The organism is bacterium, assembly GCA_024228115.1.
Taxonomy (GTDB): domain Bacteria; phylum Myxococcota_A; class UBA9160; order UBA9160; family UBA6930.
Map to the genome: position 1 here is coordinate 1 of JAAETT010000128.1, position 26,507 is coordinate 26,507.

A 26,507-nucleotide genomic window follows, 5' to 3' on the forward strand; every position below is an offset into this window, starting at 1 on the left:
GACCATTGCTGAAGCGTCGCCCGCTGGCTCTTGCTGAGGTGAATCTCGGCTGCGACCCGCATCGTGCCCCTCTGGCCGTTCGCCGCGAGGGTAACGTGGATAGTCCAATAGTGCCCTTTATTTATGAATCATATCACTAGCAACACGTCTCGAGTCAACGAAGTGGAGATACCGCCATGCGCACTGATCTTTGTGACCAATTCGGCATCGATGTCCCCATCTTTGCATTCAGCCACTGCCGGGATGTCGTTGCCGCCGTGACCAACGCCGGGGGGCTCGGCGTCCTGGGCGCTCTCGCCTTCACGCCAGAGCAGCTCGAGATGGAGCTCGCATGGATCGATGAGAACACCGGTGACAAGCCCTACGGCGTCGACACCGTGATGCCCATGGGCCATATCGGCAAGGAGACAGGTCTCGGAAAGAAGGGCGACGCAGAGGATGCCTTCGAGTTCAAGAAATTGATCTCGCCCGAGGTGACTGCGTGGATCGAGACCGTGCTGGAGGAATATGAGGTTCCCCCGCTCCCCGAAGGCTACGAACCCGATTCCGGCATCGGGGGTGGTGAAGGGGGCTTGCTCGGCTGGACCGAAGGCGGCGGTTGCAGTCATGTGGACGTGGCCTTCCGACACGAGCGCGTAAAGCTGTTGGTGAATGCGCTCGGTCCACCGCCCAAGGACATCATCGACCTGGCCCACCGCAGTGGCGTGAAGGTTGCGGCGCTTACCGGCACGGTAGAGCACGCATTGCGCCAGCAAGAGCAGGGCGTCGACATCATTGTCGCTCAGGGTACGGAAGCAGGCGGCCACACCGGCGAAATAGGCTCGATGGTGTTGCTGCCTGATATCGTCGATGCCGTCTCGCCCACGCCTGTGTTAGGCGCCGGAGGAATCGCCAGCGGCCGCCAGGCCGCAGCGGCCATGGCACTCGGTGCCCAGGGCATCTGGACCGGCTCCGTATGGCTCGGTGTGCGGGAGGCCGATGTCTCCCCCCTCGTGAAACAGAAGCTCTACAAGGCTGGCCCGCGCGATGCCGTGCGCTCGCGCTCGCTCTCCGGGAAGCCCGCCCGACTGCTGCGCACGGCCTGGACCGAAGCCTGGGAGCGCGACGAGTGCCCCGGCACGCTTCCGATGCCGCTCCAGTACATGGCCTGCGCCGACGCCCAGACGCGAATCGGCCTGGCTGCACGAAAGCAGGGTTCCAAGGCACAGGAGCTGCTCGGCATGCCCGTTGGCCAGGTCGTGGGTCGCATGAACGAAGAGAAGAGTTCTGCGGAGGTGATCTACGAGTTCATCGACGAGTTCGTCGAGAGCGTGGCCAGGCTGCAAGGGATGCTCGACGCGGCAGAGGGCTCTCGCTGAGCGGTCGCCTTCGAGTAGACACCCGTTGAGTCTTCGGCGAGGGCACGGATGATGCGGAGCAAGGGCTTGGATCTGGAGCGTACGCTGACGGCGTTCCGCTTTCAGACAGGCGTTTGCCGATATCTCGGGTCACCGTTCTACGGCGAGCTGCTGCAGGATGCCTACGACGATCTGGAGGCGGGCGGCCCGCTGCGAGATCTGGTCTGCGACTTCAACGGGGATCCCCTCCGTGGTTTTCTTCCACTCCGGATTCTTGCGGGTGTGCACGCCCTGGTACTCGAGGGAGCTGCACCGGAACTCGCGGCCTTCTACCCGACGGTCGGAGGGAGAGCCGACGCCGCCGCAGCGTGGTCTTGCTTTCGAGCGGTCGTCGAGCAGCATGGCGACCGGATTCGTCCTTGGCTGGAGCAGACTCCGCAAACCAACGAGGTGCGACGTTGCGCAGGCCTGTTGGGTGGCTTCCTCCAGGTTGCCCAGCAGACACGGCTGCCACTGCGACTGCTCGAGATCGGCTGCAGCGCCGGGCTCAATCTTCAATGGAGTCGGTTCCGCTACGAGCTCGACAGCTGGAGCTGGGGAGATCCGAAGGCGAAGGTGCAGATTACGACGAGTTGGCAAGGCGAGGTTCCGCCTCTGGCCGCGGTCGAGGTGGAGATCTCCGAACGCCTCGGATGCGATGTTGCGCCGCGCCGGGTCGACAGCGCAGCCGCGGCGCGCGACCTCGAGAGTTTCATCTGGGCCGATCAACCCGAGCGTCTGGCTCAGCTCCGCGCCGCCATCGAGGTTGCGCGGAGCGACCCTCCTCAGATCGAGCAGGCGTCGGCGGGCCAGTGGCTGCCCGATCGGTTGGCCGAGCCGCAGGCAGGAGTCTGCAACGTCGTCTACCACTCTTCGGTATGGGACTATCTCAGCTCCGCTGAGCAGCAGACGATCCAGAGCGCGATCGAGGCTCGAGGAGCGGATGCGACGAACGAGCGGCCCCTCGCGTGGCTGCGGGCAGAGGGTTCGACCGACGGCACCAGGATCGAGCTTCGGCTTCGCAGCTGGCCGGACGGTGGCGAAACGCTCCTCGGCGAGGGGCATCCCCATGGACGGGCGGTCGTTTGGCGCCCCGAGGCCGGGTAGGGTCGCTACTCGCCGGGACGTTCTAGACTGGCCCGCGTGGAAATCGTTCTCGTCGAACCGGAGATCCCCCAGAACACCGGATGTGCGGCTCGGCTTGCGGCGGCGACCGGTACACGGCTGCATCTGGTCGAGCCGCTCGGGTTTTCCCTCGATAGCAAGCATCTGAAGCGGGCGGGGCTCGACTACTGGCCCGACGTCGACATGACGGTGCATCCGGACCTGCCGAGCCTGCTCTCCGCGTTGGCGGAGGTCGGACCTGCCGAGCCACGACTGCGCCTTCTCACAGCCCGCGGCGGATCGTCGATCTTCGAAGCGCCATTCCGGGGCGACGAGATCCTGGTCTTCGGGGGCGAGTCGAAGGGGCTACCGCCCGCGTTGCTGCGGAAGTTCGCACCCCAGCGACTCACCGTGCCGATCCTGCCCGAGGTGCGCAGCCTGAACCTCGCGAATGTCGTATGCCTCGCGCTGTATACGGCCCTCGATCGGTGCGGTCGGCTACCTGCACCGTCGGAATCTCCGCCGATCGGCTGATCGCTGGTCAGGTGGACTTCACCCAGCTTGCGATGATGGTGGCGAGTTCGACTCCGCGGCCTTCCTGCAGGAAGTGGCCACCGCCCTCGATCGTGACATGAGGCTGTCCCTGGGCACCGGGAACACCACTCATGAAGGCCGCGGCGCCGCCGCCGGTCACCGGGTCGTTGTCACTGAAGGCGCAGAGGAGCGGCTTCTCCCAGGCCTCGAAGACTTTCCAGGCCGCCATCTGGGCCTCGCGGGAGGGATCGTCGGGCTGGGCATGGCCCGCGGTCCCATCTTGAAGCTCGGATCCGGAAACGGTGCGTCGTAGGCGGCCACTTCCTCCGGCGTCAGCGTGCGGCCATCGACCGAGCTCGCGACCATCATTCCGACCGGAACGTCTTCGGTCTCCCAGCACATCTTCTGCCAGTAGGCGAAGCTGCGCTCCGGAGTATCGCTGCCCTGTTTCGAGAGCTGGGCCATGACTTCGGGGATGGTCGGCGTGGGATCGTTGGCGCGAAAGCTCTTCACCCAGGCGACGCGTTCTTCGGGGATGTCCGCGGGCACGGGCAAACCCGTGTTCGCGACGACGACACGCGCGAAACGCTCGGGCTTTGCGGCGACCATCCGCAGCCCGATCAGCCCTCCCCAATCCTGTCCGACGAGGGTCGCACCGCTGAAATCGTTCTGTTCGAGCCAGGCGCAGAGCCAATCGACCTGGCGTTGGTAGGTGATGTCTTCGCGAGCTGCCGGTTTGTCGGAGCGGCCGAACCCGACGAGGTCCGGCGCGATCACGCGCAAGCTGGCCTCGACCAACACCGGAATCATGTGCCGGTAGAGGTAGGACCAGGTCGGCTGACCGTGCATGCAGAGTACGATCTGCCCGTCGCGGGGACCTTCGTCTACGTGATGGATGCGGAGGGTTCCAGCGTCGCCATCCGGTACTTCCGTGTAGTTCGGCTCGAACGGATAGCCGGGCAGATTCTGGAAGCGAGTGTCGGGGGTCCGCAGGGCCTTCATGGATGAGCCTCTCGAGAAGTGTTGGCAGATGGCGTGCCACCCTATCTCGTTCCCAGGCTCGCTCGCCACATCGAGTGGCGACGAAAGTGCCGTCTCCCGGCATGCTCGGCCGGCGCTAGCAGCGACCCGCTTCGTCCGGGGAACTGAGCTCGCGGACCACGTAGAAGAGACAGTCGCTGGTGGCGATACCCGGGTCGGTCGTGATCATGATCGGGATGATCGGCCGTCGGGTCCGTAGTACGCCGTCTTGGAGCGAAAAATAGAAGGACGCCCGATCTCGTCCGTCCTCGTCGAGAAGTTCCAGGGGCCAGGCCTCGCCGCGCACGTAGCCCAGCTTGGTACCCACTTCGACGCTCTCGAAATTGTGTCGGTCGAGATCGGCCAGGATGGTCAGATCGGCCGACTCTTGCTTGCCGCGGTCTGCGTCGACCACGGCCAGGGAAGCTCCGGGGCGAATGCAGACGCGCATGGGCGTCGTGAGCACCTGGACGTCCGGGCGTAGCCCCGGCTCGATCACCCGATCGTCTTCCAGGAAGCGGGTGAGCCCGCGAAGCGCGACGGCGTCTGCGGCGGGGTCGCCCGTTCGCCCGACCTCGATCGTCGCGCTGGGGATATCGCGCACCGCCTCCATCAGGGCGCCGAGCGTCAGGTGGCTCCAGACGAAACGGTTCCCGAACGGAGTGACCAACTGCAGGGCTTCCGGAGAAGGCTCTACACCCACGCCATAGGGCGGGTTGTGGCCCGTGTTGTTATGTAGATCGATCAGCGCCTCGGGCTTCTTCTCGTAAGTGAGCTCGAGGATTTCGCGCGCGAGGTGGCCTTCCGCATCGTCCCAGGGACCGAGAAAACAGCGGTTGAGATCCCGTCGGCCGGGCAGGGTGCGATGAGCGAAGCCCGGGCCGGCCAGCGCAGCTTCCACGTTGGCGACGATCAGGACAGTATCGACCGCCGGCTGGTGGCCATTGCGAAGCCAGGCATGGATCGCACGGGTGCCCGAAGGTTCATTGCCGTGCAGCAGCGTGGTCACGATCCGGGAGCGTGTTCGGTCCTTTCCTTTGACGTGGATTGCGGTGGGTCCGCCCAGCTTGCGCAGAAAGGATTCCGCTTCGGCGGGAAACCCGTCAGCGCTCGGTCGATCGATCTTCTGCAAGACGCCTTTCACAGCTTCGGCTCCGGCCAGCTCGCGACCGGCTGGGCATCCTTCGAGTGCTGGCGGTAGCGCCGGAACATGTGGGTCAACGCATCGTTCCTGGGCATCGTCGCCTCGGCGCTGGCGAGCGCCCGACGCTGCCAGGTGGCACCCGTCTGCCCGCTGCGCACCCGACACTCGAAGACTTCGAGCCAATGGGAGGAATCGTCCCGTTCTACGCCTGCGGCGTCGAGCCCTTGCTGGGCTCTGGGCAACAGGCTTTCGAGCAGCACCTGGGCCGAGTGGCTCTGGGCCGGTGCGCCCGGCTCCATGGGCCAACCCAGGTGCGCCGCCAGGCCGTCCCGGGCGGCCCTGTAGAAATCCCGATGCACGTCCTCGAAGGAGAGCCGTTCTGTCCAGGCGGCGATCTCAGGCGCCAGTGCGAGTGCCAGTCCAATCTGGAACGCGCAATTCGCGACCATGTCCACGATCGTCGGACCCGCCGGGAAGGCGCGCATCTCGATGCGAAGGTGCCCGCCCTCCGCGGGATCGAAGATCGAGCGGTTCCAGCGCCAGACCGTTCCCTGGTGCAGGCGCAGTTCGGAAAGTGTCGGAACCCGCCCGGCGGCGAGGACGGCTTCGGGATCTTCGTTGCTTACGACCGGTAGGAGGACTGCATGACGTCGCACGTTCTCCTCGAAGAGTTCGAAGGCACGACCGATCCACGCGTTGCCGAAGGAGACGCGGGCAGGCTCGCCATCGCGCCCGCGCTCCCGCCGATGATCCACGGCTTGCTTGAACAACGCCACCCGCGTTTCGTCCCAGAGCCGCCGGCCGAGAAAGGTGGGCGAGTTTCCGGAGGCCGCGAGCACGAGGGGGGTCGTCAGCTGCACGGCGTTGTAGACCGAGGCGAAGTCGGCGGGGGCCACGCGCAAGTGGAGCTGCAACGAAGTCGCGGCTCCTTCGGAGGTGACATCGTGACAGCGCAGCTCCAGCTCATCCTCACCGCGAATCTGGAGCAGAAAGGGCTCGCGGCGCAGGCGTCGCAGGCTCGCGGAAAGGGCTCGAAAGCGAGGGGCTTCTGTCATCGCGTCCCTCGTGAGATCCGCTTCCGTCAAGGTCGGCAGGATGCCGATCATCGCTACCTGCGCATGGTGGAGCGCGGCGGCTCGCTCGATTTCTCGCAGCGAGTTGCGCATCTCATCGGCCAGGAAAGCAAAGGGCCGACCGGCCAAGGGACCGTGGCGTAGGTTGGATTCCAGGTTGTACCGATTGAGCTCGACCGTGAGCCGCGGGTCCACGCTTTCCGCCAGGACATCCCGATTCAGGGGCAGGGGTCGGCCGGCCTCATCGACCAGCGATACCTCCAGCTCGGCGCCGATCGATACCTCCCCCGCACCAAAGTCCGGCCTGGCAAGGAGCTGCTCCAGAACGTCGAGCGAGCGATCCAGGCGTTCCGAGAATCGCTGGTACTCGTCCTCGCTGAACGTCTCACGATTGATCTCGAGGCCCATCGCGGGTGGAGAGTAGCCACCCGCGGCGCCAGGTCAGGCAGGAAGGAAACCGTTTGCGGCGGGACTTGATTTCCTCGCCAGTGGGCCTCAGTCGGCGTCGCCCCAATCCTCGGCCCAGCGCACGAGGGGGCGGAGCGCGCGCCCGAGCGAATGTCCCGTTTCCGTGAGGGCATAGCCCCGATCTGTCTTCTCGATCAGTCGCGCCTCGCGCAACTCACGGAGCCGGGTGTTCAACACGGTGGGCGAGATGTCGTCGCAGCGCCCCCGAAGCTCCCGGAAGGTCAGCGGAGCTTCGCCCAGCTCCCAGAGCACGCGCAGGGCCCAGCGTCGTCCGAGCAGATCGAAGGCCGCCATGATCGGCCGGCCCGTGCGCGAGCCATGAACGCGCTGGCCAGGGCGGGGCGCGCTCATGCGTCTGGAGACAGGCTTGCGCTACTAAAAATGTAGCGTATGATGTATCGCTCCATGCTACGGAAATCATAGCGCTCCCCATCGAGGTTCTCATGCCCCGGATCGAGCCTGTCGAAGCCCCTTATGCCGAGGACGTTGCCCCCATTCTCGAGGCGATGATGCCTCCGGGCATCGAGCCCTTGCGCCTGTTTCGGGTCATCGCGAAGAACTCGCGCATCCTTGGGAAGATCAAGAACTCGAACCTGCTCGATCGCGGATCCATCGAACGACGCGACCGAGAACTCGTGATTCTTCGCACCACCGCGCGCTGCGGGTCGGAATATGAGTGGGGTGTTCACGTTCTGTTCTTCGGCAAGCGCTTCGGGCTCACAGAAGAGCAGATCGCGGCGACCCGCACCGGAAGCGGCAACGAGAGCTTCTGGTCCGAGCGGGATCGGGCGTTGCTCGGACTCGTCGACGAACTCCACGACGGAGCCGCCGTCTCGGAACCTCGCTGGCAGACGTTGCGAGGCTACTTCGATGAGGTCCAACTCGTGGAGCTCGTCACGCTCACGGGCTTCTACCACACGATCTCGTTCCTCACGAACGCGTTCGAGATCGATCTCGAAGCCGGAAGCACGCGCTTTCCCGAGCTGACCTGAGGCAGGTGGTCTCAGGGATCCGTCTCCCGGCGTTCAGGGGCGCCGCAGCGTCTCTCGACGCGGGCGGCCGGGTCCTGGCGATAGAAAGCCTGGAGGATCTCGTAGAGGTCCGCATGGCGTTTGCGCATCGAAATCGGCTGGTCGAAGAAGAGCTCAGTGGCGACGGCGAAGAACTCGGCCTCGTTGGTGGCGCCATACACATCGAGCAGGCTGCGCTGGTCTTTCTCAGCGCGTTCGCGCAGGCTTCGGTACTCCCGCTCACATACTTCGATCCAGCGCTGGTACTCGGCCCGGCTCTCAAGGGGCGGGGTGCCGTCCACTCCGCCATCTCGCATATCGAGTTTGTGGGCGAATTCGTGGAACACGACGTTATGCCCTCGTCCCGGGTGGCGGGTCTGATGTTCGACGGCGTCCCACACCAGGATGACAGGTCCGCGCAGCTGGGCTTCCCCGAGAATGGGAATCGGCCCTCGCACTTCCCCTCGCGGGATCTCGAAAGCGCCCGGGTGGCGCTCGGGGATGACCACCGTAGAGGGGTAGACCAGGATCGAGCGAACATTCTTGTAGAGATCGTGGGAGCGCCCGAGGATCAGCAGACAGGCATTGGCTGCAATCGTCACGCGGATCTCGTCGTCGAGGCTGAGGCCCCCGCACCCCTCCCATTTCTTCTCCGCAACGAAGATCCGGGTCAGATCGCGAAGCCGTCCCCGCTCCGCTTCGTCGAGCCAGGCATCATGGGCGAGATTGTGTGAGATGAGCTCCTCCCATCCATCGGGGAAGGGCTGCTCGAGGAGCTTCCTGCGGCGGCGATCGCGGAACCAATGCAACACGACGCTGTAGAGCGTAGCCCCCGGGCGTCGGCGCACCCGGCCGCTGGCTCGACGCCTACGCACCCTCCGGGCGGGTCGCGTTGGATGGGAAGCGTGCTCGGTACCAGGCCGGAGGGAAGAAGGTGAGCCAGTAGGCGCAGATGGTCGCGATCCCAAAGGCGGACGTGACGAGCATCGAGATGGACCTTGCGGAGATTTCTCCCGCGGAGCCTGGCTCGTAGCCAAGGAAGACGGGTGCGTTCACTGTCCAGACCGACGCGACCGTACAAAGCGAAGCGATCGCCCAGAGCAGGAAACGGTTCGCAACGAGCGGTTCTGCGAGGCCCAACGCGACGCGCTTCCGCATGAGCTGAGTTGTGGCCCTCGCGAGCGCAGCCGAGACCCGGGCGAGTGATGCGATCCGTCTGCCCCGCAGCAAGGACCATGTGAGCGCACGGCTTCTGGGCGTTGGCGGCGAAGAGGGTCAGGAACTCGTCATTCGAATCACGATGGACGAGGGCTGGCACGTCAACGCCAACCCGGCTTCCCTGCCGGCTCTCCTGCCCACGACGATCGAAGCCCTGAAAGGCGGTCCGGTCGGAACCATCGAGTACCCGCCGGGTCGGAGTTTCCGGCCGGAGTTCGCCGAGGACGCCATCCAGGTGTACGACGGCACGATCCTGGTGCCTGTGGCGTTCGAGGATGGCATCGTCCGGCCCGACCATCTGGCCCTTCGCATCCAGGCCTGCGATGAGCTTCGCTGCTTGCCGCCGGATCGCGTCATCGTGAGCCGAGCGAAGGCAGCTTCCGAAACGCCGTGACCACGGTCATCCGGGCCTTTTCCTGCTTCGGATGGAAGAGGCGGCTCAGGCCACGATTCAGCCCTATATGGGGGTGGTATTATTTCTTGTACGTTGCTACCCCTGCTGATTCCGGGCAGCTTTTTCCGAAGGGACCCCCATGAACCCCCCTCTTTTGGCGCCTCCGCTCCAGTCGAGTCTCGATCCTCGTTCTTCCGATTTTCAGGAGAACCGGGCTGCGATGCTCGAGAAGCTGGCCGAGATCGACGGCCTGCTCGATCAGGCGGAAGCCGGCGGGGGAGCTCGCCACCACGAGCGCCTGGCCAAACGCGGAAAGCTCCCGGTTCGGGAGCGGATTACCCTGGCCCTCGATCCGGACAGCCCGTTCCTCGAGATCAGCCCGCTGGCGGCGTACAACTCGTCCTACACGATCGGCGGCGGAGCGGTGATGGGGATCGGCGTCATCGCCGGGGTCGAATGCGTGATCTTTGCCAACGATCCCACCGTGCTAGGCGGTGCACTCACGCCCTATGTGAGCAAGAAGTGGATGCGCGCGCTCGAGATCGCCCGCGACAACCACATTCCCTATGTGAGCTTCGTCGAGTCGGCGGGTGCCGACCTGCGCGTAAAGACGGGCGGCGGGGATGACGGAGGCCAGGCGGCCGTCTCGGCACGGATCGATCACTTCGCGGAATCCGGCCGCTTCTTCTACGAGATGATCGAGCTCTCGAAGCTGGAGATCCCCACGGTTTGCGTGGTGTTCGGTTCGTCGACGGCCGGAGGTGCCTACCAGCCCGGCATGTCCGACTACAACATCGTCATCAAGGAACAATCCAAGATCTTTCTTGCGGGCCCGCCCCTGGTGAAGATGGCGACCGGCGAGGAATCCGACGACGAAACCCTCGGCGGTGCAAAGATGCATGCAGAGGTGTCGGGGCTTGGCGAGTACCTTGCCGAGGACGAGCGCGATGCGCTTCGCCTTTGTCGCGAGGTCGTTTCCCATTTGAACTGGCGAAAACCCGGCCCGCCACCGAGTCTGCAATCCGACGAGCCGGTGCTCGATCCGGAAGAGTTGCTGGGCATGGTCAGCCCGGATCTGCGACGGCCCGTGGACGTGCGCGACGTCATCGGGCGGGTCGTGGATGGCTCACGCTTCGAGGAGTTCAAGCCCCGCTACGGCACGACCCTGGTATGTGGTTGGGCTTCGCTTCAGGGCTATCCGGTGGGCGTTCTCGGCAACAACGGAGTGCTGAACCCACAGAGCGCCGAGAAGGCTGCGCACTTCATCCAGCTGAACAACCAGATCGACGTGCCGCTTCTCTTCCTGCAGAACCTGACTGGTTTCGTGGTGGGCAAGGAAGTCGAGCAGGCGGGCATCATCAAGAAGGGCTCGCAGATGCTCAACGCCGTGACGAACTCGACGGTGCCCCACCTGACCGTGATCATCGGCGCGTCCTACGGCGCGGGCACCTATGCGATGTCCGGTCGCGCCTTCAACAACCGCTTCACCTTCATCTGGCCGACCGCGAAGATCGCCGTCATGGGGCCGAAGCAGATCGCCGGGGTGATGTCGATCGTACGAAGGGCAAGGGCGGCGCGCCTGGGCGAAGAGTTCGACGAGGAAGCGGACGCTCAGCTCGTCGCGGCCGTCGAGGCGATTCAGGAAAAGGGTTCGCTCGCGCTCGAGGCCACCGGCACGATCAGCGATGACGGCATTCTCGACCCTCGAGACATGCGTACGGCCCTCGGGATCTGTCTCTCGGTGGTGCGCAACGCTCCAGTCGAGGGTGCGGACGGTTACGGAGTATTCAGGCTGTGAGCTTCTCGACTCTCTTGATTGCCAATCGGGGTGAGATCGCCCGCCGCGTGATTCGCACGGCTCACGACATGGGGATCCGCTGCGTTGCCGTGTACGTGGCTGCTGATCGGGATGCACCGCATGTTGCCGATGCGGACGAGGCGGTCTGTCTTCCCGGCTCCTATCTGGATGGCAAGGCGATTCTGGAAGCCGCTCAGTTGACCGGTGCCGGCGCGGTCCACCCGGGCTACGGCTTCCTCTCGGAGAATGCCGGCTTCGCTGCCGATGTCGTCGCTGCGAACCTCACCTGGGTGGGTCCTTCCCCGGACGCGATCGCGCAGATGGGCGACAAGCTCGAGGCCCTGGCACTGGCTGAGCGGGCGAACGTGCGGACGCTTCCCAGCAGCAAGGATCTCGGCGCGGCGGATGCCGTTGGCTTTCCTCTGCTCGTCAAGGCGGCCGCCGGGGGTGGCGGCAAGGGCATGCGGATCGTCTCGAAGCCCGGGGATCTCGAAGAGGCCGTCGCGGCGGCTCAACGGGAGGCAGCCAGCGGGTTCGGTGATGATCGGGTCTTCCTCGAGCGCTACGTGTCCCATGCTCGGCATATCGAGATCCAGATCCTCGGTGATGCCCATGGCGGCCTCGTCCATCTGGGTGAGCGCGAATGTTCGATCCAACGTCGGCATCAGAAGATCCTCGAGGAATCACCGTCGCCCCGGGTCGATGCGGCCCTTCGAGAAGAGATGGGAAGTGCGGCGTTGCGTCTGGCCGAGACCCTTGGCTATCAGAGCGCGGGAACGGTCGAGTTCCTGTTGGATGACGACACGGGCGAGTTCTTCTTCCTCGAAGTCAATACCCGCCTCCAGGTGGAGCATCCAGTGACCGAGGCCGTGACCGGAATCGATCTGGTGCGTGAGCAGCTGCGCATCGCACGAGGCGAGAGCCTTGGCTACGACCAGGCCGATGTCAGCTTCAACGGGTCGGCCGTCGAGGCGCGATTGTACGCCGAGGATCCGGCGAACGACTTCCTGCCGGAGACGGGCCAGTTGGTTGCCTTCACGCCAGCCGCCTCGCCCGAGGTCCGCTGGGATTCCGGCGTGATCGAGGGCACGGTCGTTGGTACGGAATTCGATCCGATGCTGGCCAAGGTGATCGCCCACGCACCCACCCGAATCGAAGCCGCCAGCCGCTTGGCCCTGGCTCTCGAACGCACGCATCTCGGTGGGGTGACGACGAACAGGGATTTCCTGGCTGCAACCCTGCGGACCGCGGAGTTCCTGGCCGGTGATACCACCACGGATTTCATTGAGCGAGTGGGCCCTGCGCGCTCGCTCGACCTGGACGAGGAGGAGACCGACCGCTTGGCTCGGGTGGCCGCACTCTGGATCCAGGCCATGAACCGGAGCGAGGTCCAGGTGTGGGCAGAGATACCGAGTGGTTGGCGAAACGCCCGCATGCCCGATCAGCGGGTGTGTCTGCGCAGCGGGGAGCGCGACATCGAGGTCAGCTATCGACGCCTCAGAGACGGCAGCTTCCGGTTCTCGGATGGCTTGCTCGCCCGAGTCTGCTCGTTCAGCCCGAGCGAAATCGATGTCGAGATCGACGCCAGGCGAAGCCGGGCTCGGATCACGCGAGGGGAGGATTTCCTGATCGTCCACGGTCCGCGCGGAGATCTGAAGCTCGTTCTGCTGCCCCGCTTCGAGATTCCCGGCCGGGAAGATGCCGCAGGCGGATTCGTTGCGCGGATGCCCGGCAAGGTCATCGACCTGCGCGTCGAGGTGGGCGATGTCGTCGAGGCCGGGCAGACCGTCGTCGTGCTCGAGGCGATGAAGATGGAACATCCGATGAACGCCACGGAAGACGGAATCGTGCGTGAAGTGCGTGTTGCCCTGGGTGACCAGGTAGAGAGCGGAGCCGTGCTGCTCGTGGTCGAACCCGCTTCCGGCGAAGAGGAAACGACATGAAGGATCCGGTACGCATCGCGAACTGCTCGGGCTTTTTCGGAGATCGCCTCTCCGCTGCAAAGGAGATGGTCGAAGGCGGCCGCATCGATGTGCTCACGGGCGACTGGCTCGCCGAGTTGACCATGCTGATCCTCGCCCGCACGCAGGCCAAGCGCCCCGGCGGTGGTCATGCCCGCACCTTCGTGATGCAGATGGAGCAGGTGATGGGTACCTGTCTCGACAAGGGCATCAAAGTGGTTTCGAATGCGGGTGGTCTCGATCCGGAAGGCTGCGCCGAGGCGGTCGCGGAGGTCGCCAAGAAGCTCGGCCTGCATCCGAAGATCGCCTTCGTGCGCGGTGACGATCTGATGCCTCGTATGGCGGAACTGGTTGCCGCCGATCAACTGCATCATTTCGAGACCGGCGAGCCGATCAAGGAGGCCAGCTTCCTGACGGCCAACGCCTACTTCGGATGTTGGGGGATCGTCGATGCGTTGAACCGTGGGGCGGATATCGTCATCACCGGCCGCACGACCGATGCCGCGGTCGTCTGCGGTCCGGCTGCCTGGCATCACGGGTGGAGCCGCACGGATTGGGATGCCCTGGCGGGTGGCGTGACCGCGGGCCATGTCATCGAGTGTGGCACCCAGGCGACGGGAGGGAACTATGCGTTCTTCACCGAGGTTCCTGGCCTCGTTCGCACCGGTTTTCCCTGGGCAGACGTCGCGGCCGATGGATCGACGGTGATCGGCAAGCACGAGGGCACCGGTGGCGAAGTGTCGATCGGAACCGTCACGTCGCAGCTTCTCTACGAGATCGGCGGGCCGGAGTATTTCGGGCCGGATGTGACCACCCGTTTCGACACCATCGAACTCGAACAGGTGGGGCCGGATCGTGTGCGGATGCATGGCATCCAGGGAGAACCTCCGCCCGCGACCTTGAAGGTTTGCCTCAACCGGGCCGGCGGATTCCGCAATGACATGAACGTCTGCCTGACCGGTCTCGATATCGAGGCGAAGGCGAAGCTCGTCGAAGAAGCCTTCTGGGAGGCTTGCCCCTACGGGCCTGAAGACTATGCGCAGGTGACGACCCGGCTCGTTCGCACCGACAAATCCGATCCGGAGACGAACGAGCAAGCCGTTGCCTTGTGGCGCATCAGCGCGAAGGACCCGGATGAGAAGAAGGTGGGCCGCGCGTTCTCGAATGCAATGGGCGAATTGGGCCTGTCCACGATTCCGGGCTTCTTTGGTGTCGGTGGCGGCCCCGCCGCCGGGCGGCCCTTCGGCGTCTACGAGCCGGCCCGGATTGCTGCTGAGTTGGTTCCCCAGGAGGTGGTGATACTCGGTTCGGAGAGCGGAGAAATCTCCTCGGTCGTGCCCAGACCGGACGTTCGGGTCGAACCGACCCCAGGCCCCGAAGCTGCGCGGCCGGAAGGCGAGACGAGGCGTGCGCCTCTTGGCGTCGTGTTCGGCTCTCGCTCGGGCGACAAAGGTGGCAACGCCAACCTCGGCGTATTCGCGCGCAGTGACGAAGCCTGGGCATGGCTCGATGCCTTCCTCACCGAAGAACGCCTGCGCGAGCTGCTACCCGAGGTCGCGCCGCTACCGATCGATCGCCATCGGTTGGCTTCCCTGCGGAGCATCAACTTCGTCATCCATGGTCTGCTCGAGGAGGGTGTCGCCGCCTCGACGCGGCAAGATGGCCAGGCCAAGAGCCTCGGCGAATGGTTGCGAGCTCGGGTCGTCGATCTACCGGTGGCCCTGCTCCCGTGAAAAGCGGGGAGCCGCAGCGAGCGTATCGCCGTTTCCCCGGCCTTCGCGCGCCGAAGCCCCTGCTTTCGCCCGATGCCGAACGCCGGCTCACGGCACGCCAGCTCGAACTCCTCGACGAGCTTCAGCAGCTGGTCGCGAAGGAAGAACTCGCGGGCCTGACGATCGCGCAGATCGCTGCCGAAGTCGGCTGCTCGTTGCGGACGCTGTATGGCATCGCGCCTAGCAAGGAAGAGCTCGTGCTGACGGTCGTCGACCGCCGGTTGCATCGGATCGGTCGTCGCGCGATCGAGGCGCTCGACGAATCGCTATCGCCCCTCGCTGCGCTGCGGGCTTATCTGCGAGTGGTCAACGAGGCCGTGTTGCCGGAGGCCGCGTCCTTCTCCGAGCATTTCGGCCTCGTGCCGGGCGCGAAACGCCTGCTCGATGGCCACGAGAACTACGTCATGGCTGTCACCCAGCGATTGCTCGAGCAAGCGGCCGCCGAGGGAGAGATCCGGGCAATCGACGCAGCGCCCGTTGCGCACGTTCTGGGCGGGTTGGGTAGAGAATGCGCCCGCTCGGAAGTGGCGGAGCTTTCTGCCGCGCCGCCGAAGGAGACCGCGGACGCCATCGCGGAGATCTTCCTCCGGGGTCTCGAAAAGGACTGAGCGCGCCCGTCCCGCAGGCGGAGCATCGCTGGCGGTAGATGCGGTACCGTGGGGTCTCTGCCCCACTACCCCCCCCCCCCAGGAAGGGCCTTCATGCGCATCCTGTTCCTGCTCGTCTCCATCTTCTTCTTCGTGGAGGCGGCAGCCGCAGACGTCCCCTTTCCCACCTGTGCCGATTCCAGCTGCAGCAATCCGCGGGATTTCGGGTCCTACCTCTTCCTCGCTCCCGGACAGCTGCCGGACGATTTCAACCCGGCGGCGGGAAGCTCATGGAAATACAACCCGGGAAGCGGGATGGATGTGGTCTCCGCGTGGCAGATCTCGACGGGTCGACCCGACGTGGTGGTCGCCGTGCTCGATAGCGGAATTCGCTGGCACGCCCGGGACGTCGCCCGAAAGGTCGCACTGAACCGGCGCGAGCTTCCCTTGCCTTCCGGCTGTGCAGTGCACGATTGCAATGGCGATGGTTTCGTTTCGGTCGACGACTATGCGGGAATCCCGGACGCGAATGGCAACGGTCTCCTCGACGGGCAGGATCTCATTCTGGCCTACTCGGATGGCATCGACGATGACCGCAACGGTTTCGTGGATGACATCGCCGGCTGGGATTTCGCCGACGATGACAACGACCCGGAAGATCTCGTCGACTATGGGCATGGAACGGGTGAAGCCGAGGACAGCACAGGCGAGGCGAACAATGGCAGCGGGATGCCCGGCGTCGCACCCAACGTTCTCTTCATGCCCTTGAAGGTCGCGGATAGTTTCGTTGCTTTCGGTACGGATTTCGCCCAGGCCGTGGTCTACGCCACCGAGAATGGCGCCGCCGTCGTCCAGGAGGCGCTCGGCTCGATCGGCGCCTCGCCGTCGAGCCAGGCCGCAATCGATTTCGCCTACCGGCGCGGCGTGCCGGTCATGGCCAGCGCCGCCGACGAGTCGAGCCGTCACCACAATTTCCCCGCGGTTCTCGATCATACGATCTGGTTGAATTCGATCGTGCACGGCGATGGCGACATCGTGGAGCAAGAGGACGAATACGACCTGTTGAACGGCTGCACGAACTTCGGTGGACGCGCCTGGGTCGCCATTTCTTCCAATTCGTGCAGTTCCGAAGCCACGGGGCGGGGTGCAGGGCTGGCAGCGCTACTCGTCTCTCACGGGCGCAACCTGGTCGATGCGGGTCTGCTCAGCCCCTATCCGGGATTGACCGATCGCACGCCGTTCTCCGCAGAGGAGATCCGCCAGCTGTTGCGCCGCTCCGCTCTGGATATCGATCACTCGGCGGATCTCTTCGACATCTCGATCAACCCGCTGTTTCAATCCGTGCTCTCTGCGCCCTTGCTCGGGTTGTTCTTCGGGTCGGAGCGTTATCCCACCCAGTCCGGTTGGGACCAGTTCACCGGGTACGGGAAACCCGATGCCGGCCGATTGCTTGCGATCGGTGCCAGCGACATCCCGCCCGAGGCCGATCTTTCCGGTGGGCTGCGCTGGTTCGACAGCGTAGATCCTGTGCAGTCACCGGAGACCCTTGTGCTGGGTTCCGCTGCCGCCGTTCGCGCTGGCGGCAGCTTCGACTATCTGCTCGAGGTGGGCTGTGGCGTGCAGCCTACGAGCTTCCACGAGATCGGCCGAGACAGTGCGGATGAGCCGCTTCTCCGCGAAGACCTGGCCGTATGGCATCCGGCGGTGACCGCCGAGGCCTGCGGATTCGATCCTGCTGCCACCATCGACGATCCGGATGCGCATACCGTCACGCTTCGCCTGCAAGTGACAGATCGTCGCGGGCTCGTGGGAGAGGATCGCCGCACCGTGGCGATTCATACCGACAGCGCACTCGCCTTCCCCGCAGTCGCTCTCGGAAGCTCCGCGGAAGGATCGCCCGCTCTCGCGGATCTGAATCGCGATGGCGTCCTCGACATCATCTATGGAACTGCCGATGGCTCGGTCCACGCCTGGCGAGGGGATAGCGGCGAAGAACTCGAGGGCTTCCCGGTTCGCACGCCAGCGCTCCCAGTGCATCGGGGCCGTGCTTTCAAGAACCGCGAAGTTCCGGTGCCCCACGAGATGATCCTGGCGGCTACGGCCGCCGACGATCTCGATGGCGACGGCAGGGTCGATGTGGTCGTCGCGACGGTCGAGGGCCGCGTCTTCGTGTATGACGATCATGGCCGTCTGCGCCGAGGTTTCCCGGTCTCGACAGATTCCGCATTCTCCGATCCTGTCCATCGCGACCCGCTGAACGATACGGATCCCGGGATCTTCGCCGCGCCTACCCTGGTCGACCTGGATGCGCCGGGTCCGGAACCACAGCTCGAGATCGTGGCCGCGGCCATGGACGGCCACCTCTACGCGTGGCGCGCGAATGGTGAGGTTGTCGACGGCTTCCCGGTCCGCATCGCCGATACGACGAAGGTGGATATCGATCCCGCAACCGGGCATGCAACGGCCCGGGCGGCCGGTGTCCAGGAGCGCGGTGCCAAGTTGATTGGCTCACCTGCGGTAGGCGATCTCGACGGGGACGGGCGAGCCGAGATCCTCGTGCCTAGCAACGAAGAGTACGCTGGCGAGCCGAACGGCTTCGTCCGAGAGGGGACGCTCCTGCAGCTTCTCGCAGCACTCGATGTCGGCCTCGATTTTGATTTCTCGAGCCGCCTCTACGCCGTGAAAGCAGAGGGCAAGCGGAGCGCGGGTGGGCCGTTCCTGGCGGGCTGGCCCGTGCGCGTTCCCCTGCTCGTGCCCGGCCTGCTGCCGACGATTGGAACCGGTGCGCCTGGCTCTCCCGCATTGGCCGATCTCGATGGCAACGGTCGAGTCTCGACAGCGTTCTTCTCGACGGCCGGCCCGGCGATGCTATGGGGGCCAGATGGCCTGCCACGGCTCGGTGACGTGGGCGGCATTCCGCGGGCATTCGCGGTCGACTTCCTGCCGGTTGGATTTCCGGTCGTCCCCTCGACGGCAGTTTCCGGGGATGCACCGTTCTTCCCCGCGGTCGGGTCCGGGGCCTTCGGTGATCTCAATGGTGACGGGCGGCCGGAGTATGCGGCGCCCACATTCGGGCTGCGCAAGCTCTTCGATACGGCGGGTCCCGCTCTCCAGACGTTCGGAGACCACCAGATCACCGCCTGGGATCCAGCGACTGGAAGTTTGCTGCCGGCCTTTCCGAGTGTGATGGACGATCTGATGTTCCTGACGTCGCCCTCCATTGCGGATGTGGATGGCGACGGCACGCCGGAAATCCTCCAGGGCAGCGGCGCCTACATGGTGCGCGCATTTCGCGAGGACGGCAGCCAGGCGCCCGGTTTCCCGAAATTCACCCATGGCTGGTTGATTTCGGCGCCGACGGCCGGTGACGTGGATGGGGACGGCTTGATCGAACTCGTAGCCGCCACCCGAGAAGGCAATCTCTATGTCTGGAACACGCCAGCCGCGGCGACGGAGGCTGCGATCCCGTGGCAGGGCTTTGGTCGCGATCGTCGCAATACCCAGAACCACGATTCCGGCGTGTCTCCTCTCGCGATCCCACGTGGGCCGGCGGATGGCCTCGCCTGGGAGATCGAAGCCCTGCAACAGACGATCCAGGTCTGGAAGGGGAGCAGCCTCGAGCGCCAGTTGAAGAAGCAGGCGCGGAAGGGGCTGAAGGCGCCGCTTCGTTTGCTGCGTCGCGGCAGGCTCGACATCGCGGCGGATCTCCTCGCGGCTCTGGCCGAGAGCCTGGCAGAGGGAGGAGCGGTCGAGGTGCTCCCGGACTTGCTTGCGAGCATCCACACCCTTTCCGAACAGGCAGCCGAGGCGGCTGGGGGAACGGACTCCTAGGGAGCCTCCCCCCAGCGAAAGCCCAGCCGGATGCCGAACCGGCGCGGCGGAAGCAGCCCCAGGCCAACCGGAAAGCTGCCTGCGAACTCCGGCAACACGCTGCGCCGGGCATAGACCACATCGTTCTCCAGGTTCTCGACGAAGATCTCCGCGGAGAAACGCTCGCTCGTATCCATCCAGATCAAGCGCAGATCCGTCGACGTCGTGGCATTGCGACGATCCGAATCCAGGTTGAATGGGCGAAGGAAGCTCGCGTCCGTCCAGGTGAACTCCGCCACGGGACGGAGGCTGCCGTAGGAACCGAGAGAGAAAGCGTAGGTCGTGAAGATCGATGCCTTCCAGCGGGGTGCGTCCTGCAACTGGTTGCCCGCGAGATTGCTCTGCCCGTTGAAGGTCGTACCCGGAACCGCAGCGGGGCAACCCGGCTCGGAAATCGCGAAGAACTGGGCAGGATCGTCCGAGCAGAACTCATCGAATGTCGCATCCAGATGTGCAGCAGAGATTTCCACCTGCCAACCCGGAAGTGGCTCGAGAGAGAGGCTGGCTTCGACGCCCCAGATCGAAGCCTCGGCGGCGTTCTCGGTGAGGACCTGCAACCCCTTGATCTGCAATACCTGGAGATCGTCATAGCTGCTCGAGAAGGCAGTGAGGCCAAGCTGGACGCGGCCCCCGAAGAAGTGACTGCGGCTCCCGATCTCGATGGTCTCGACGAGTTCCGGGTCGACGGCATTGGTGGTGCCCGTAGCGACCACGAGTTCGAGAAGCCCCGGTTTGTAGCCGCGCGCCCATTTTGCGTAGAGAAGGTGTCCAGGGCTCAACTGCCAGCGCAGGCCAGCCTCGCTGGTGACCTCCTCGAAGGAAGCGTTTCCATCCAGGCGCCCGCCGGGAGAGAGCGCTCCGGGCACGATGCTCTCCATGACCCGGGATCGGTCCCGATTCCAGCGTACGCCTCCGAAGAGCTCGATGTCCGGTCCGCGTTCCAGGAATGCGAAGGGGCGAACGCCGCCGCTTGCGAATACCGCGAAACCTCGCTCACGGATTCGGGAATCGACATCGAAAGCGCCGAAGGAGGTCAGGTTCCTCGAGGCTTCGTTGGCACGGTCCTCGAACGCAAAGACGCCTAGCAAAGCGTGGAAACGTCGTTCCGCCTGGTCGGTTGCCAGCCGCGCCTCGCCTGTCCAGGTGGTGGCGCGGCTCTCCAGGGATCCATCGGCAACGACGAGTTCGGTTCCGTCGACGTCAAAGATGCTCTCCTGCTCACGCCGTTCCCAGCCGCCGAGTAGCGTGAGTTGCGGTCGGCCGAGGGCGGCCAAGGTGGGGAGGCGCCAGCTGAGCTCGCCATCGACTGCACGCACGCGTAGAATCGGCTCGCCAAGCTCGGTGGATCGGCTGCGCACCTTCAACTCGTCACTCGAGACCGGCGCTGCGCCAGCAAACGGGTCGGTGGGGAAGACACCGAAGGGTGTCGCCACGGCACCAAGCGGAAATACCCGGGTAGCGGGTCGTCCCTGGAGGCCCAGGGCTTTCGAGCGATGGTAGTGGGCGCGAAGCTCGGCGGAGAAGTCGTCACCGAGATGCGATGTGAGGATGGCTCGTGCGGAGAAATCGTCGCCGTTCTCCGGGTCTCGGCTGCTGCGAAGCAGGGGGTTGTCCTGAAATCCGTCGGCACGCTCCCGTTGCACGGAGATGCGAGCAAGCAGACGCTCGTCGCCTTTCCCGAGCAGCGGGAGGTTCAGTCCGCCGCGGAAGAGGACGGCATCCGGGCGCGATCCCGTGACGTCACCGAACGCTTCCCAGCCCGAATGGGGGCGCCGCCAACGGAGATCCAATGCTCCGGCCGTTGCCGAACGCCCGTATACGGTTCCCGAAGGCCCGCGCACCAATTCGAGTCGCTCCAGGTCGTAGAACTGTCCAAGCAGCGAGAGCTCGCCAGCCGGCTTGAAGATTCCATTCACATGTTCGGCTACGGGGGAAGCCAAACCACCGGGCGAGCCGGACACCTGGCTCGGCGCGATGCCGCGAATGGCAATGGGCCCGTTCTCGCCCTGGATCTCCACGTTGGGCACATGGGAGAGGAAATCGGACAGGCGCTCCACGCTGCGAAATCGGATCTCCTCCCGGTCGAGTGTGACGAGCGACGCAGGGACCGCCTGTTCTTCGACCGGTTGGACACGCTTCGTGATGTGCAGGGTAATCGCGGCCGGATTCTGCTCGGAAGTCCCTTCATCGGCGTGGGAAGGAGAGGCAAGCAGAAGGACGAAGATGAGCCAGTACATGGCGCCTGAAGATTGCAGCTATTCCAGCTCGCGCATCAGCGCCCGGGCATTCGGGTCATCGGGTCGAAGTGCGAGGAGCTTTGCCGCGTAGCTGCGTGCGGTGTCGGAATGGCCCGCATCCCGGTGGAGAGTGGCAAGAGCGACCAGCAGGTCCAGGTTGCCCGGATGTCGCTCGTGAGCGCCCGCGAGAACCTTCAGTGCGGTCTCCAACTGGCCGGTCGAACTCAATGCGATGCCATGGGCGTAGGCGTAGCGGGGATTCTCGGGGGCCAACTCGGCAGCGTGTGCCAGTGAAACGAGGGCCTCATCCAATGCTCTCCGGCGTGCAAGCAGAAGGCCGAGGGCATGATGCACGTCGGCATTGTCAGGAAACAAGCCGACGGCTTCCCGCAGGAGTCGTTCGCTCTCGTCCTCACGGCCGCGGGTGCGATGGTGTTCCGCCAGGTTGACGTAGCCGGGCAGGAACCAGGGTCCAATGCGCAAGGCCGTCTCATAGGCTTGCTGGGCCGCATCGCGCTCACCGAGGTGATCGTTCAGGAGGCCCAGGTTCACGTGGCTCTCAGGTCGCTCGGCACTCAGCAACTGCGCTTGCCGATACTCATCGAGTGCCGCGTCAAAAGGCTTGGCAGCTCGCGGGTCGGTGATCTCCCGTCGCATGGGTGCGAGAGCGCGGGCCGCCTCGATTCGCACTGCCCGCGATTCATCTCGCAACAGGCTCTCGAGCGCAAGCCAACGATCCTGGGGTGGAAGTGATTCTGCCGCGCTGGCTGCAGCCAATCGCACGAGCGGCGATGGATCCCGCAGCCCGGCGTGCAGGCTCGGCAGCGAGGCGGCATCGAGCTGGGAGCCGAGCAAGCGGAGGGCCGAAGCGCGCAGGATCGAGGATCGTTCCGGATCCTTCGCGAGAGCGGCCAGGGCGGCCGCCGCACCCGGCAACAGGCGCCGGCCCGCGTGCAGTACTTCGCCCGGATGGACGCCCGGGTTCACGGAGCTTCCGTTCCAGCTGGCGATCGTCTCGCTCGCCCAGCCAGGGCTTCGATCCGCATGGCAACTCGTGCACGGATCCGGTGCCCCGATCTTCTCGCTCACGTCGGGCCGCGGCACGCGAAAGCCATGATCGCGTCGGTCGTCGACGACCATATACGTACTCGTTGGCATATGGCAGGCGATGCAACTGGCCCCAGCCGTGGCGGGTTCGTGGTGATGGTGCACCGATGTGGCGAAAGCTCCCGGTCGATGGCAACCCGCGCAGACCGCGTCGGGCTCCTCGATTCGGAGGCTGTGGGGATCGTGGCAATCACTGCAGGTCACGCCTGCCGCATACATGCGACTCTGCACGAAGGAACCCCAGACGTAGACTTCGTCCAGGATCTGGCCGTCGGCGTGATACAAGCCTTCATCCAACAATGCGGGCCGGGCGTGATTCAGGAACGCGTCGCCAGGTTCGGCTTGTGAAATCCGGGTGCGACGCGAGTGACACGGGGCACAAACGTCGAGTTCCCCGTTCCGACTCAACCTCCCATGGAGTTCGACTGGGGACGTCGCAATGCGGCTGGCGATTCGAGCGCCTTCCTGGAACTCCCACTTGCGCTCGCTTCCGAGGGTGACTTCGAGGCCTTGATCAGCCAACGCGGCATCGGCACCGGCGTTGGCCCACGCGATATGCGCCCCGCCTCGCCCATGACAGGCTTCACAAGCGACATCGAGCTCGGACCACCGCGTGTCGAATCGATCCTCCTCGAGCCGGTAGCCCTTCTCGAGGTTCGTCGAGTGGCAATCGGCGCACATGGCATTCCAGCTTCCCGCCGGACCCGTCCAATGCAGGATGTCGCCCGGTGGGATCTCCTCTTCCGGATGGAGGTGGAACCAGCGCTGCCCCCCAGCGGTTGCGGGTCGCGAATCCCATGCCACACCGAGCGCGTGCAGCCGACCGCCCGGGAGTCGAACCAGGTGTTGCTGAAGTGGCTCAGCACCAAACGTGTAGGCGATTTCGAAGTCCTGGACCGCGCCGTCGGGCCCTGCTGTCTCGACGAAGAACGCCTCGCCTTGCCGGTAGAAGCGGAAACGCTCACCGCGATGCTCGAAAGCCACATCACCAAAATCACCGAGGACATTCCCCGGCCGGGCTTCCTGCATGGCAAGATCGTGATGGGAGCCGCGCCAGCGCTCCGTTTCCTCCGGGTGACAGCTCGCGCAGGCCTCCGCGCCAACGTACTCCGCGGTGGGTTCAGGAGCCTGAGTGGCCTGGTCAGGAGAACCGCAAGCGAGCGCGGTCAGGAAAATCGAGGTGAGCTGGAGCCGGTTCACGGCCGAGGATTAGCACGAAACCGCGTATCTGCTCGGGAGCTCGACGTTGGGGCAGAGGCCCCGCATCTCCCCAGCATGACATCTTGGACTTGCCCAAAATGTTCGACATCGACCCGGTGCAAGTCGGCATCCTTGTGAAGCGGGCGCGAACGTTCTGCTGGCTCCGCCCCCGCCGCGGCTGTGTCGCGCTCTCGTTCAAGCTCTCCCGCCCCCTCGCCGATCGGCGAGTGCGCAAGAGTCTCCAGACTTCCGCGAATCGCATGGCTCATTTCGTCGATCTGGTTTCGCCCGACGAGGTCGATGATCAGATCCGCGATTGGCTGGCGGAGGTCTACCTGGATTTGCCTATCTGAAGGCTGGTCCCGGCACGATTGAGGTAGAATCCATGTACTCGAGTGGAGTCCGGAGACATAAGATGGCGTCGCCCAAGAAACAGCTGGCTCGCTCGGCTCGAACCGGAGCCGCGATTCTGGTGTTCTTCACCACGGTGTTGGCGTGCGCCACGAAACCCGTGGCTCCGGCGGAACCGGTGACGCAGCCCGAACTCTCGGCTCCCGTCGTTCTCTACACGCGCTACGAGGTGGTTCGAGGAGACATGCTCTCGTCGATCGCGCAGAACCACGGCATCACCCTCGAAGCGCTGCTTGCGGAGAATCCAATCGACGACCCGCGCAAGCTCGAGATCGGCCGGGTGCTTCGTATTCCCGTTGCCGACTCCCAGATACAGCCTTCGGAGTTCGATGATGGTTTCACGCCTGAGGTCGACAGGGTGGTCGCCGAGTCTCCGGCGTCCGACTCTCTGGAATCCGAGCCTGCGGCCTCCGACTCTCTGGAATCGGAGCCTGCGGCCTCCGATTCGCCAACTCCCAAATCCCCGGCTGAGCCCGGAGAGATCACGGACCTCATCGACCTGGCTCAGAGGCAGCGCCAGGACGAGGACTACGCAGGGGCACTCGAGACGTTGACACTCGCAGAGGAAGCCGCGGTGGCGCTCCCCGAAGACGAGGACTCGCGGAGTACCCGAGCCCAGATCGCGCTGACGGCTGCCATGGTGGAACTCGGCCGTGGCGATGATGCCGGTGTCGTGCAGCGCTTCAGTCAAGTACTGACGCTGCTTCCGTACTACGCCCCGGCTCCCGGCGTCTTCTCCCCCCATGCCCTCGAGCTGCTCGAGCAGGCGCGGGAAGAGGTCGCATACCGACGTTGACGCTAGGGAGCGGGCTCGAGCGCCTGCTCCAATAGCTCGTCGAAGGACGCCTGGAGGCACTCGGCGTAGAAGCCGGGATCGGGGAGCATCTTGCGGCATGCGGTGACCGAGATGCTGATGCGACCCGAACAACTGAAGACCGGGTGGATGATGCCCATGCCGTCCAGCACCGGCCCCATTCCGTAGAGGGCGCACATCTTCGCCCCGGTGAAGTAGAGCGGGATCTGCGGGCCCGGCACATTCGTGACGACGGTATTGCAGAAGGGCTTGACGGAATTGGCAAGGCCGAGGCGCGTGTACAGCCGCGCTGCCAATCCGACCAGCGTGCCGGGCAGGAATTGCGCCACATCGGTCATGGTCTGGGCACCGATCGCCTCTGCCGTCTTCTTGGAAGCCTTCGTGCCGCGCTGCATCTTGCGCAGACGCTCGAGCGGGTCGCCCTCGTCGGTGTAGAGGGTCACTGACATGGCCGAGATCCGATTGCCTGCGCTCCCGGCCTCGTCATCGGAGCGGACGGAGATCGGTGCCATCGCGACCAGGGGTTCGTCCGGAAGCTCACGATGGAATTCCAGGTACTTTCGAAGCGCACCGCCACAGACGGTGAGGATCACGTCGTTGACGGTGGCGCCTGGAATTCGCTTGCGGATGTCACGAATATCCTGCAGAGAGAAGTTCCGGCCTTCGACGACCCGATGGCTGGAGATGGTGCCGTTGAAACGGGTGCGCGGAACATCCTTGATCTCATCCATCTCGTCTTCGGGTGAGCCGCGGAAGAAGTTCGCCACGCCCGGGATGGTCTGGCCGGCAACACGGACGAAGTTGAAAGGGCTACGGATGTTGTTGAGCGTGGTGCGAGCCGCCATTTCCAGGTAGGTGGGCTCGCGCTCCGGTATCCACTCTTCGTCCGGCGGCGCGGGCTCGGCATTCGGAGACGTATCGTGAATGGCCCCGGCAAGCTCAGCGCCGGAGACGCCGTCGATCGCTGCGTGGTGGATCTTCGTCATCACCGCGAAGCTTCCAGGAGGCATGCCTTCGACGTTGTCGAGGCCTTCGATCACATACATTTCCCAGAGCGGGCGGGAGAGATCCATGGGCCGCGAGTGGATCCGCGCCACCTGGATGCAGAGCTGTCGCCAATCGCCCGGGTGGGGAAGTGCGATATGACGCACGTGGAATTCGAGATCGAATTCCGGGTCCTCCAGCCAGTAGGGATGGTCGAGATTCATCGGTGCGTAGACGAGCTTCTGACGGAAGCAGCGCGCCAGATGCAGTCGACTCTCGACGTTCGCGAGGATCTGCTTGAAGGTGACGCGGCCGCCCGGCGCCGTCGATTGGTCGTAGATCGTGAAGGAGCCGATGTGGTTGGGCGCGTTGGCGGTCTCGAAGTTGAGAAACGAAGCATCCATCCCTGAGAGCTGCTGCATCGG

General features: G+C 64.8%; 20 protein-coding genes and 1 pseudogene. 12 read left to right on the top strand and 9 right to left on the bottom strand.

Annotation, left to right across the window (positions count from 1 at the left end):
- Positions 1-176: 176 nt before the first annotated feature.
- From GY937_06090 to GY937_06100, 3 genes are read left to right on the top strand one after another with little or no spacing between them, the layout of a single operon-like run.
- A complete protein-coding gene (locus GY937_06090; protein MCP5056283.1) occupies positions 177-1,358 on the top strand; it encodes a nitronate monooxygenase in 1,182 nt (393 codons plus the stop codon).
- A 48-nt stretch (positions 1,359-1,406) separates the two neighbouring features.
- Complete coding sequence (locus GY937_06095; protein ID MCP5056284.1) at positions 1,407-2,483, top strand: DUF2332 domain-containing protein; 1,077 nt, start codon at positions 1,407-1,409, stop codon at positions 2,481-2,483.
- Between the two features lie 36 nt (positions 2,484-2,519).
- On the top strand, positions 2,520-3,014 hold the full coding sequence (locus GY937_06100; protein MCP5056285.1) for a tRNA (cytidine(34)-2'-O)-methyltransferase: 495 nt from the start codon (positions 2,520-2,522) through the stop codon (positions 3,012-3,014).
- Between the two features lie 7 nt (positions 3,015-3,021).
- On the opposite strand, the pseudogene GY937_06105 reads toward GY937_06100, so the two are convergent.
- The 4 genes and pseudogenes from GY937_06105 to GY937_06120 all read right to left on the bottom strand — a co-directional run bounded on the left by GY937_06105 (position 3,022) and on the right by GY937_06120 (position 7,070).
- Positions 3,022-4,016, bottom strand: a pseudogene (locus GY937_06105) (haloalkane dehalogenase).
- 115 nt (positions 4,017-4,131) lie between these two features.
- Complete coding sequence (locus GY937_06110; GenBank protein ID MCP5056286.1) at positions 4,132-5,178, bottom strand: succinylglutamate desuccinylase; 1,047 nt, start codon at positions 5,176-5,178, stop codon at positions 4,132-4,134.
- Positions 5,175-6,659: a glutamate--cysteine ligase gene (locus GY937_06115; protein MCP5056287.1), complete on the bottom strand. Its 1,485-nt coding sequence runs from the start codon at positions 6,657-6,659 to the stop codon at positions 5,175-5,177. Before GY937_06115 ends, GY937_06110 begins: the two co-directional genes overlap by 4 nt.
- Positions 6,660-6,746: 87 nt before the next feature.
- The gene (locus GY937_06120; protein MCP5056288.1) at positions 6,747-7,070 is read right to left on the bottom strand and encodes a helix-turn-helix transcriptional regulator; all 324 of its coding nucleotides are present in this window, start codon (positions 7,068-7,070) and stop codon (positions 6,747-6,749) included.
- Positions 7,071-7,162: 92 nt separating this feature from the next.
- On the opposite strand from GY937_06120, the gene GY937_06125 reads away from it, so the two are divergent.
- Positions 7,163-7,711 (top strand): carboxymuconolactone decarboxylase family protein, encoded by a 549-nt coding sequence (locus GY937_06125; GenBank protein MCP5056289.1) that lies wholly within the window; start codon positions 7,163-7,165, stop codon positions 7,709-7,711.
- Between the two features lie 11 nt (positions 7,712-7,722).
- On the opposite strand, the gene GY937_06130 is transcribed toward GY937_06125, so the two are convergent.
- Both GY937_06130 and GY937_06135 read right to left on the bottom strand, forming a co-directional pair.
- Positions 7,723-8,541: a zinc-dependent peptidase gene (locus GY937_06130; GenBank protein ID MCP5056290.1), complete on the bottom strand. Its 819-nt coding sequence runs from the start codon at positions 8,539-8,541 to the stop codon at positions 7,723-7,725.
- 55 nt (positions 8,542-8,596) lie between these two features.
- Positions 8,597-8,887: a hypothetical protein gene (locus GY937_06135; GenBank protein MCP5056291.1), complete on the bottom strand. Its 291-nt coding sequence runs from the start codon at positions 8,885-8,887 to the stop codon at positions 8,597-8,599.
- Positions 8,888-8,897: 10 nt separating this feature from the next.
- On the opposite strand from GY937_06135, the gene GY937_06140 reads away from it, so the two are divergent.
- The 6 genes from GY937_06140 to GY937_06165 all read left to right on the top strand — a co-directional run bounded on the left by GY937_06140 (position 8,898) and on the right by GY937_06165 (position 19,290).
- Entirely contained in the window at positions 8,898-9,341 is a 444-nt protein-coding gene (locus GY937_06140; GenBank protein MCP5056292.1) for a hypothetical protein, read from the top strand.
- Between the two features lie 139 nt (positions 9,342-9,480).
- A complete protein-coding gene (locus tag GY937_06145; GenBank protein MCP5056293.1) occupies positions 9,481-11,139 on the top strand; it encodes an acyl-CoA carboxylase subunit beta in 1,659 nt (552 codons plus the stop codon).
- The gene (locus GY937_06150) at positions 11,136-13,082 is read left to right on the top strand and encodes an ATP-grasp domain-containing protein (GenBank protein MCP5056294.1); all 1,947 of its coding nucleotides are present in this window, start codon (positions 11,136-11,138) and stop codon (positions 13,080-13,082) included. Before GY937_06145 ends, GY937_06150 begins: the two co-directional genes overlap by 4 nt.
- Positions 13,079-14,833, top strand: coding sequence for a DUF1446 domain-containing protein (locus GY937_06155; GenBank protein ID MCP5056295.1), 1,755 nt, complete (start codon positions 13,079-13,081; stop codon positions 14,831-14,833). Before GY937_06150 ends, GY937_06155 begins: the two co-directional genes overlap by 4 nt.
- Positions 14,830-15,480: a TetR/AcrR family transcriptional regulator gene (locus GY937_06160; GenBank protein MCP5056296.1), complete on the top strand. Its 651-nt coding sequence runs from the start codon at positions 14,830-14,832 to the stop codon at positions 15,478-15,480. Before GY937_06155 ends, GY937_06160 begins: the two co-directional genes overlap by 4 nt.
- Positions 15,481-15,573: 93 nt before the next feature.
- Entirely contained in the window at positions 15,574-19,290 is a 3,717-nt protein-coding gene (locus tag GY937_06165) for a S8 family serine peptidase (protein ID MCP5056297.1), read from the top strand.
- Here the strand turns inward: GY937_06165 and GY937_06170 are convergent.
- A complete protein-coding gene (locus GY937_06170) occupies positions 19,287-21,566 on the bottom strand; it encodes a TonB-dependent receptor (GenBank protein ID MCP5056298.1) in 2,280 nt (759 codons plus the stop codon). The two genes, GY937_06165 and GY937_06170, sit on opposite strands and share 4 nt — an antisense overlap.
- An 18-nt stretch (positions 21,567-21,584) precedes the next feature.
- Entirely contained in the window at positions 21,585-23,873 is a 2,289-nt protein-coding gene (locus GY937_06175; GenBank protein ID MCP5056299.1) for a tetratricopeptide repeat protein, read from the bottom strand.
- Positions 23,874-23,956: 83 nt separating this feature from the next.
- On the opposite strand from GY937_06175, the gene GY937_06180 reads away from it, so the two are divergent.
- Positions 23,957-24,226 (top strand): hypothetical protein, encoded by a 270-nt coding sequence (locus tag GY937_06180; protein MCP5056300.1) that lies wholly within the window; start codon positions 23,957-23,959, stop codon positions 24,224-24,226.
- Positions 24,227-24,288: 62 nt separating this feature from the next.
- On the top strand, positions 24,289-25,080 hold the full coding sequence (locus GY937_06185) for a LysM peptidoglycan-binding domain-containing protein (protein ID MCP5056301.1): 792 nt from the start codon (positions 24,289-24,291) through the stop codon (positions 25,078-25,080).
- A gap of 2 nt (positions 25,081-25,082) precedes the next feature.
- Here GY937_06185 and GY937_06190 read toward each other — a convergent pair whose 3' ends face one another.
- The gene (locus tag GY937_06190) at positions 25,083-26,504 is read right to left on the bottom strand and encodes a wax ester/triacylglycerol synthase family O-acyltransferase (GenBank protein MCP5056302.1); all 1,422 of its coding nucleotides are present in this window, start codon (positions 26,502-26,504) and stop codon (positions 25,083-25,085) included.
- Positions 26,505-26,507 lie beyond the last annotated feature (3 nt).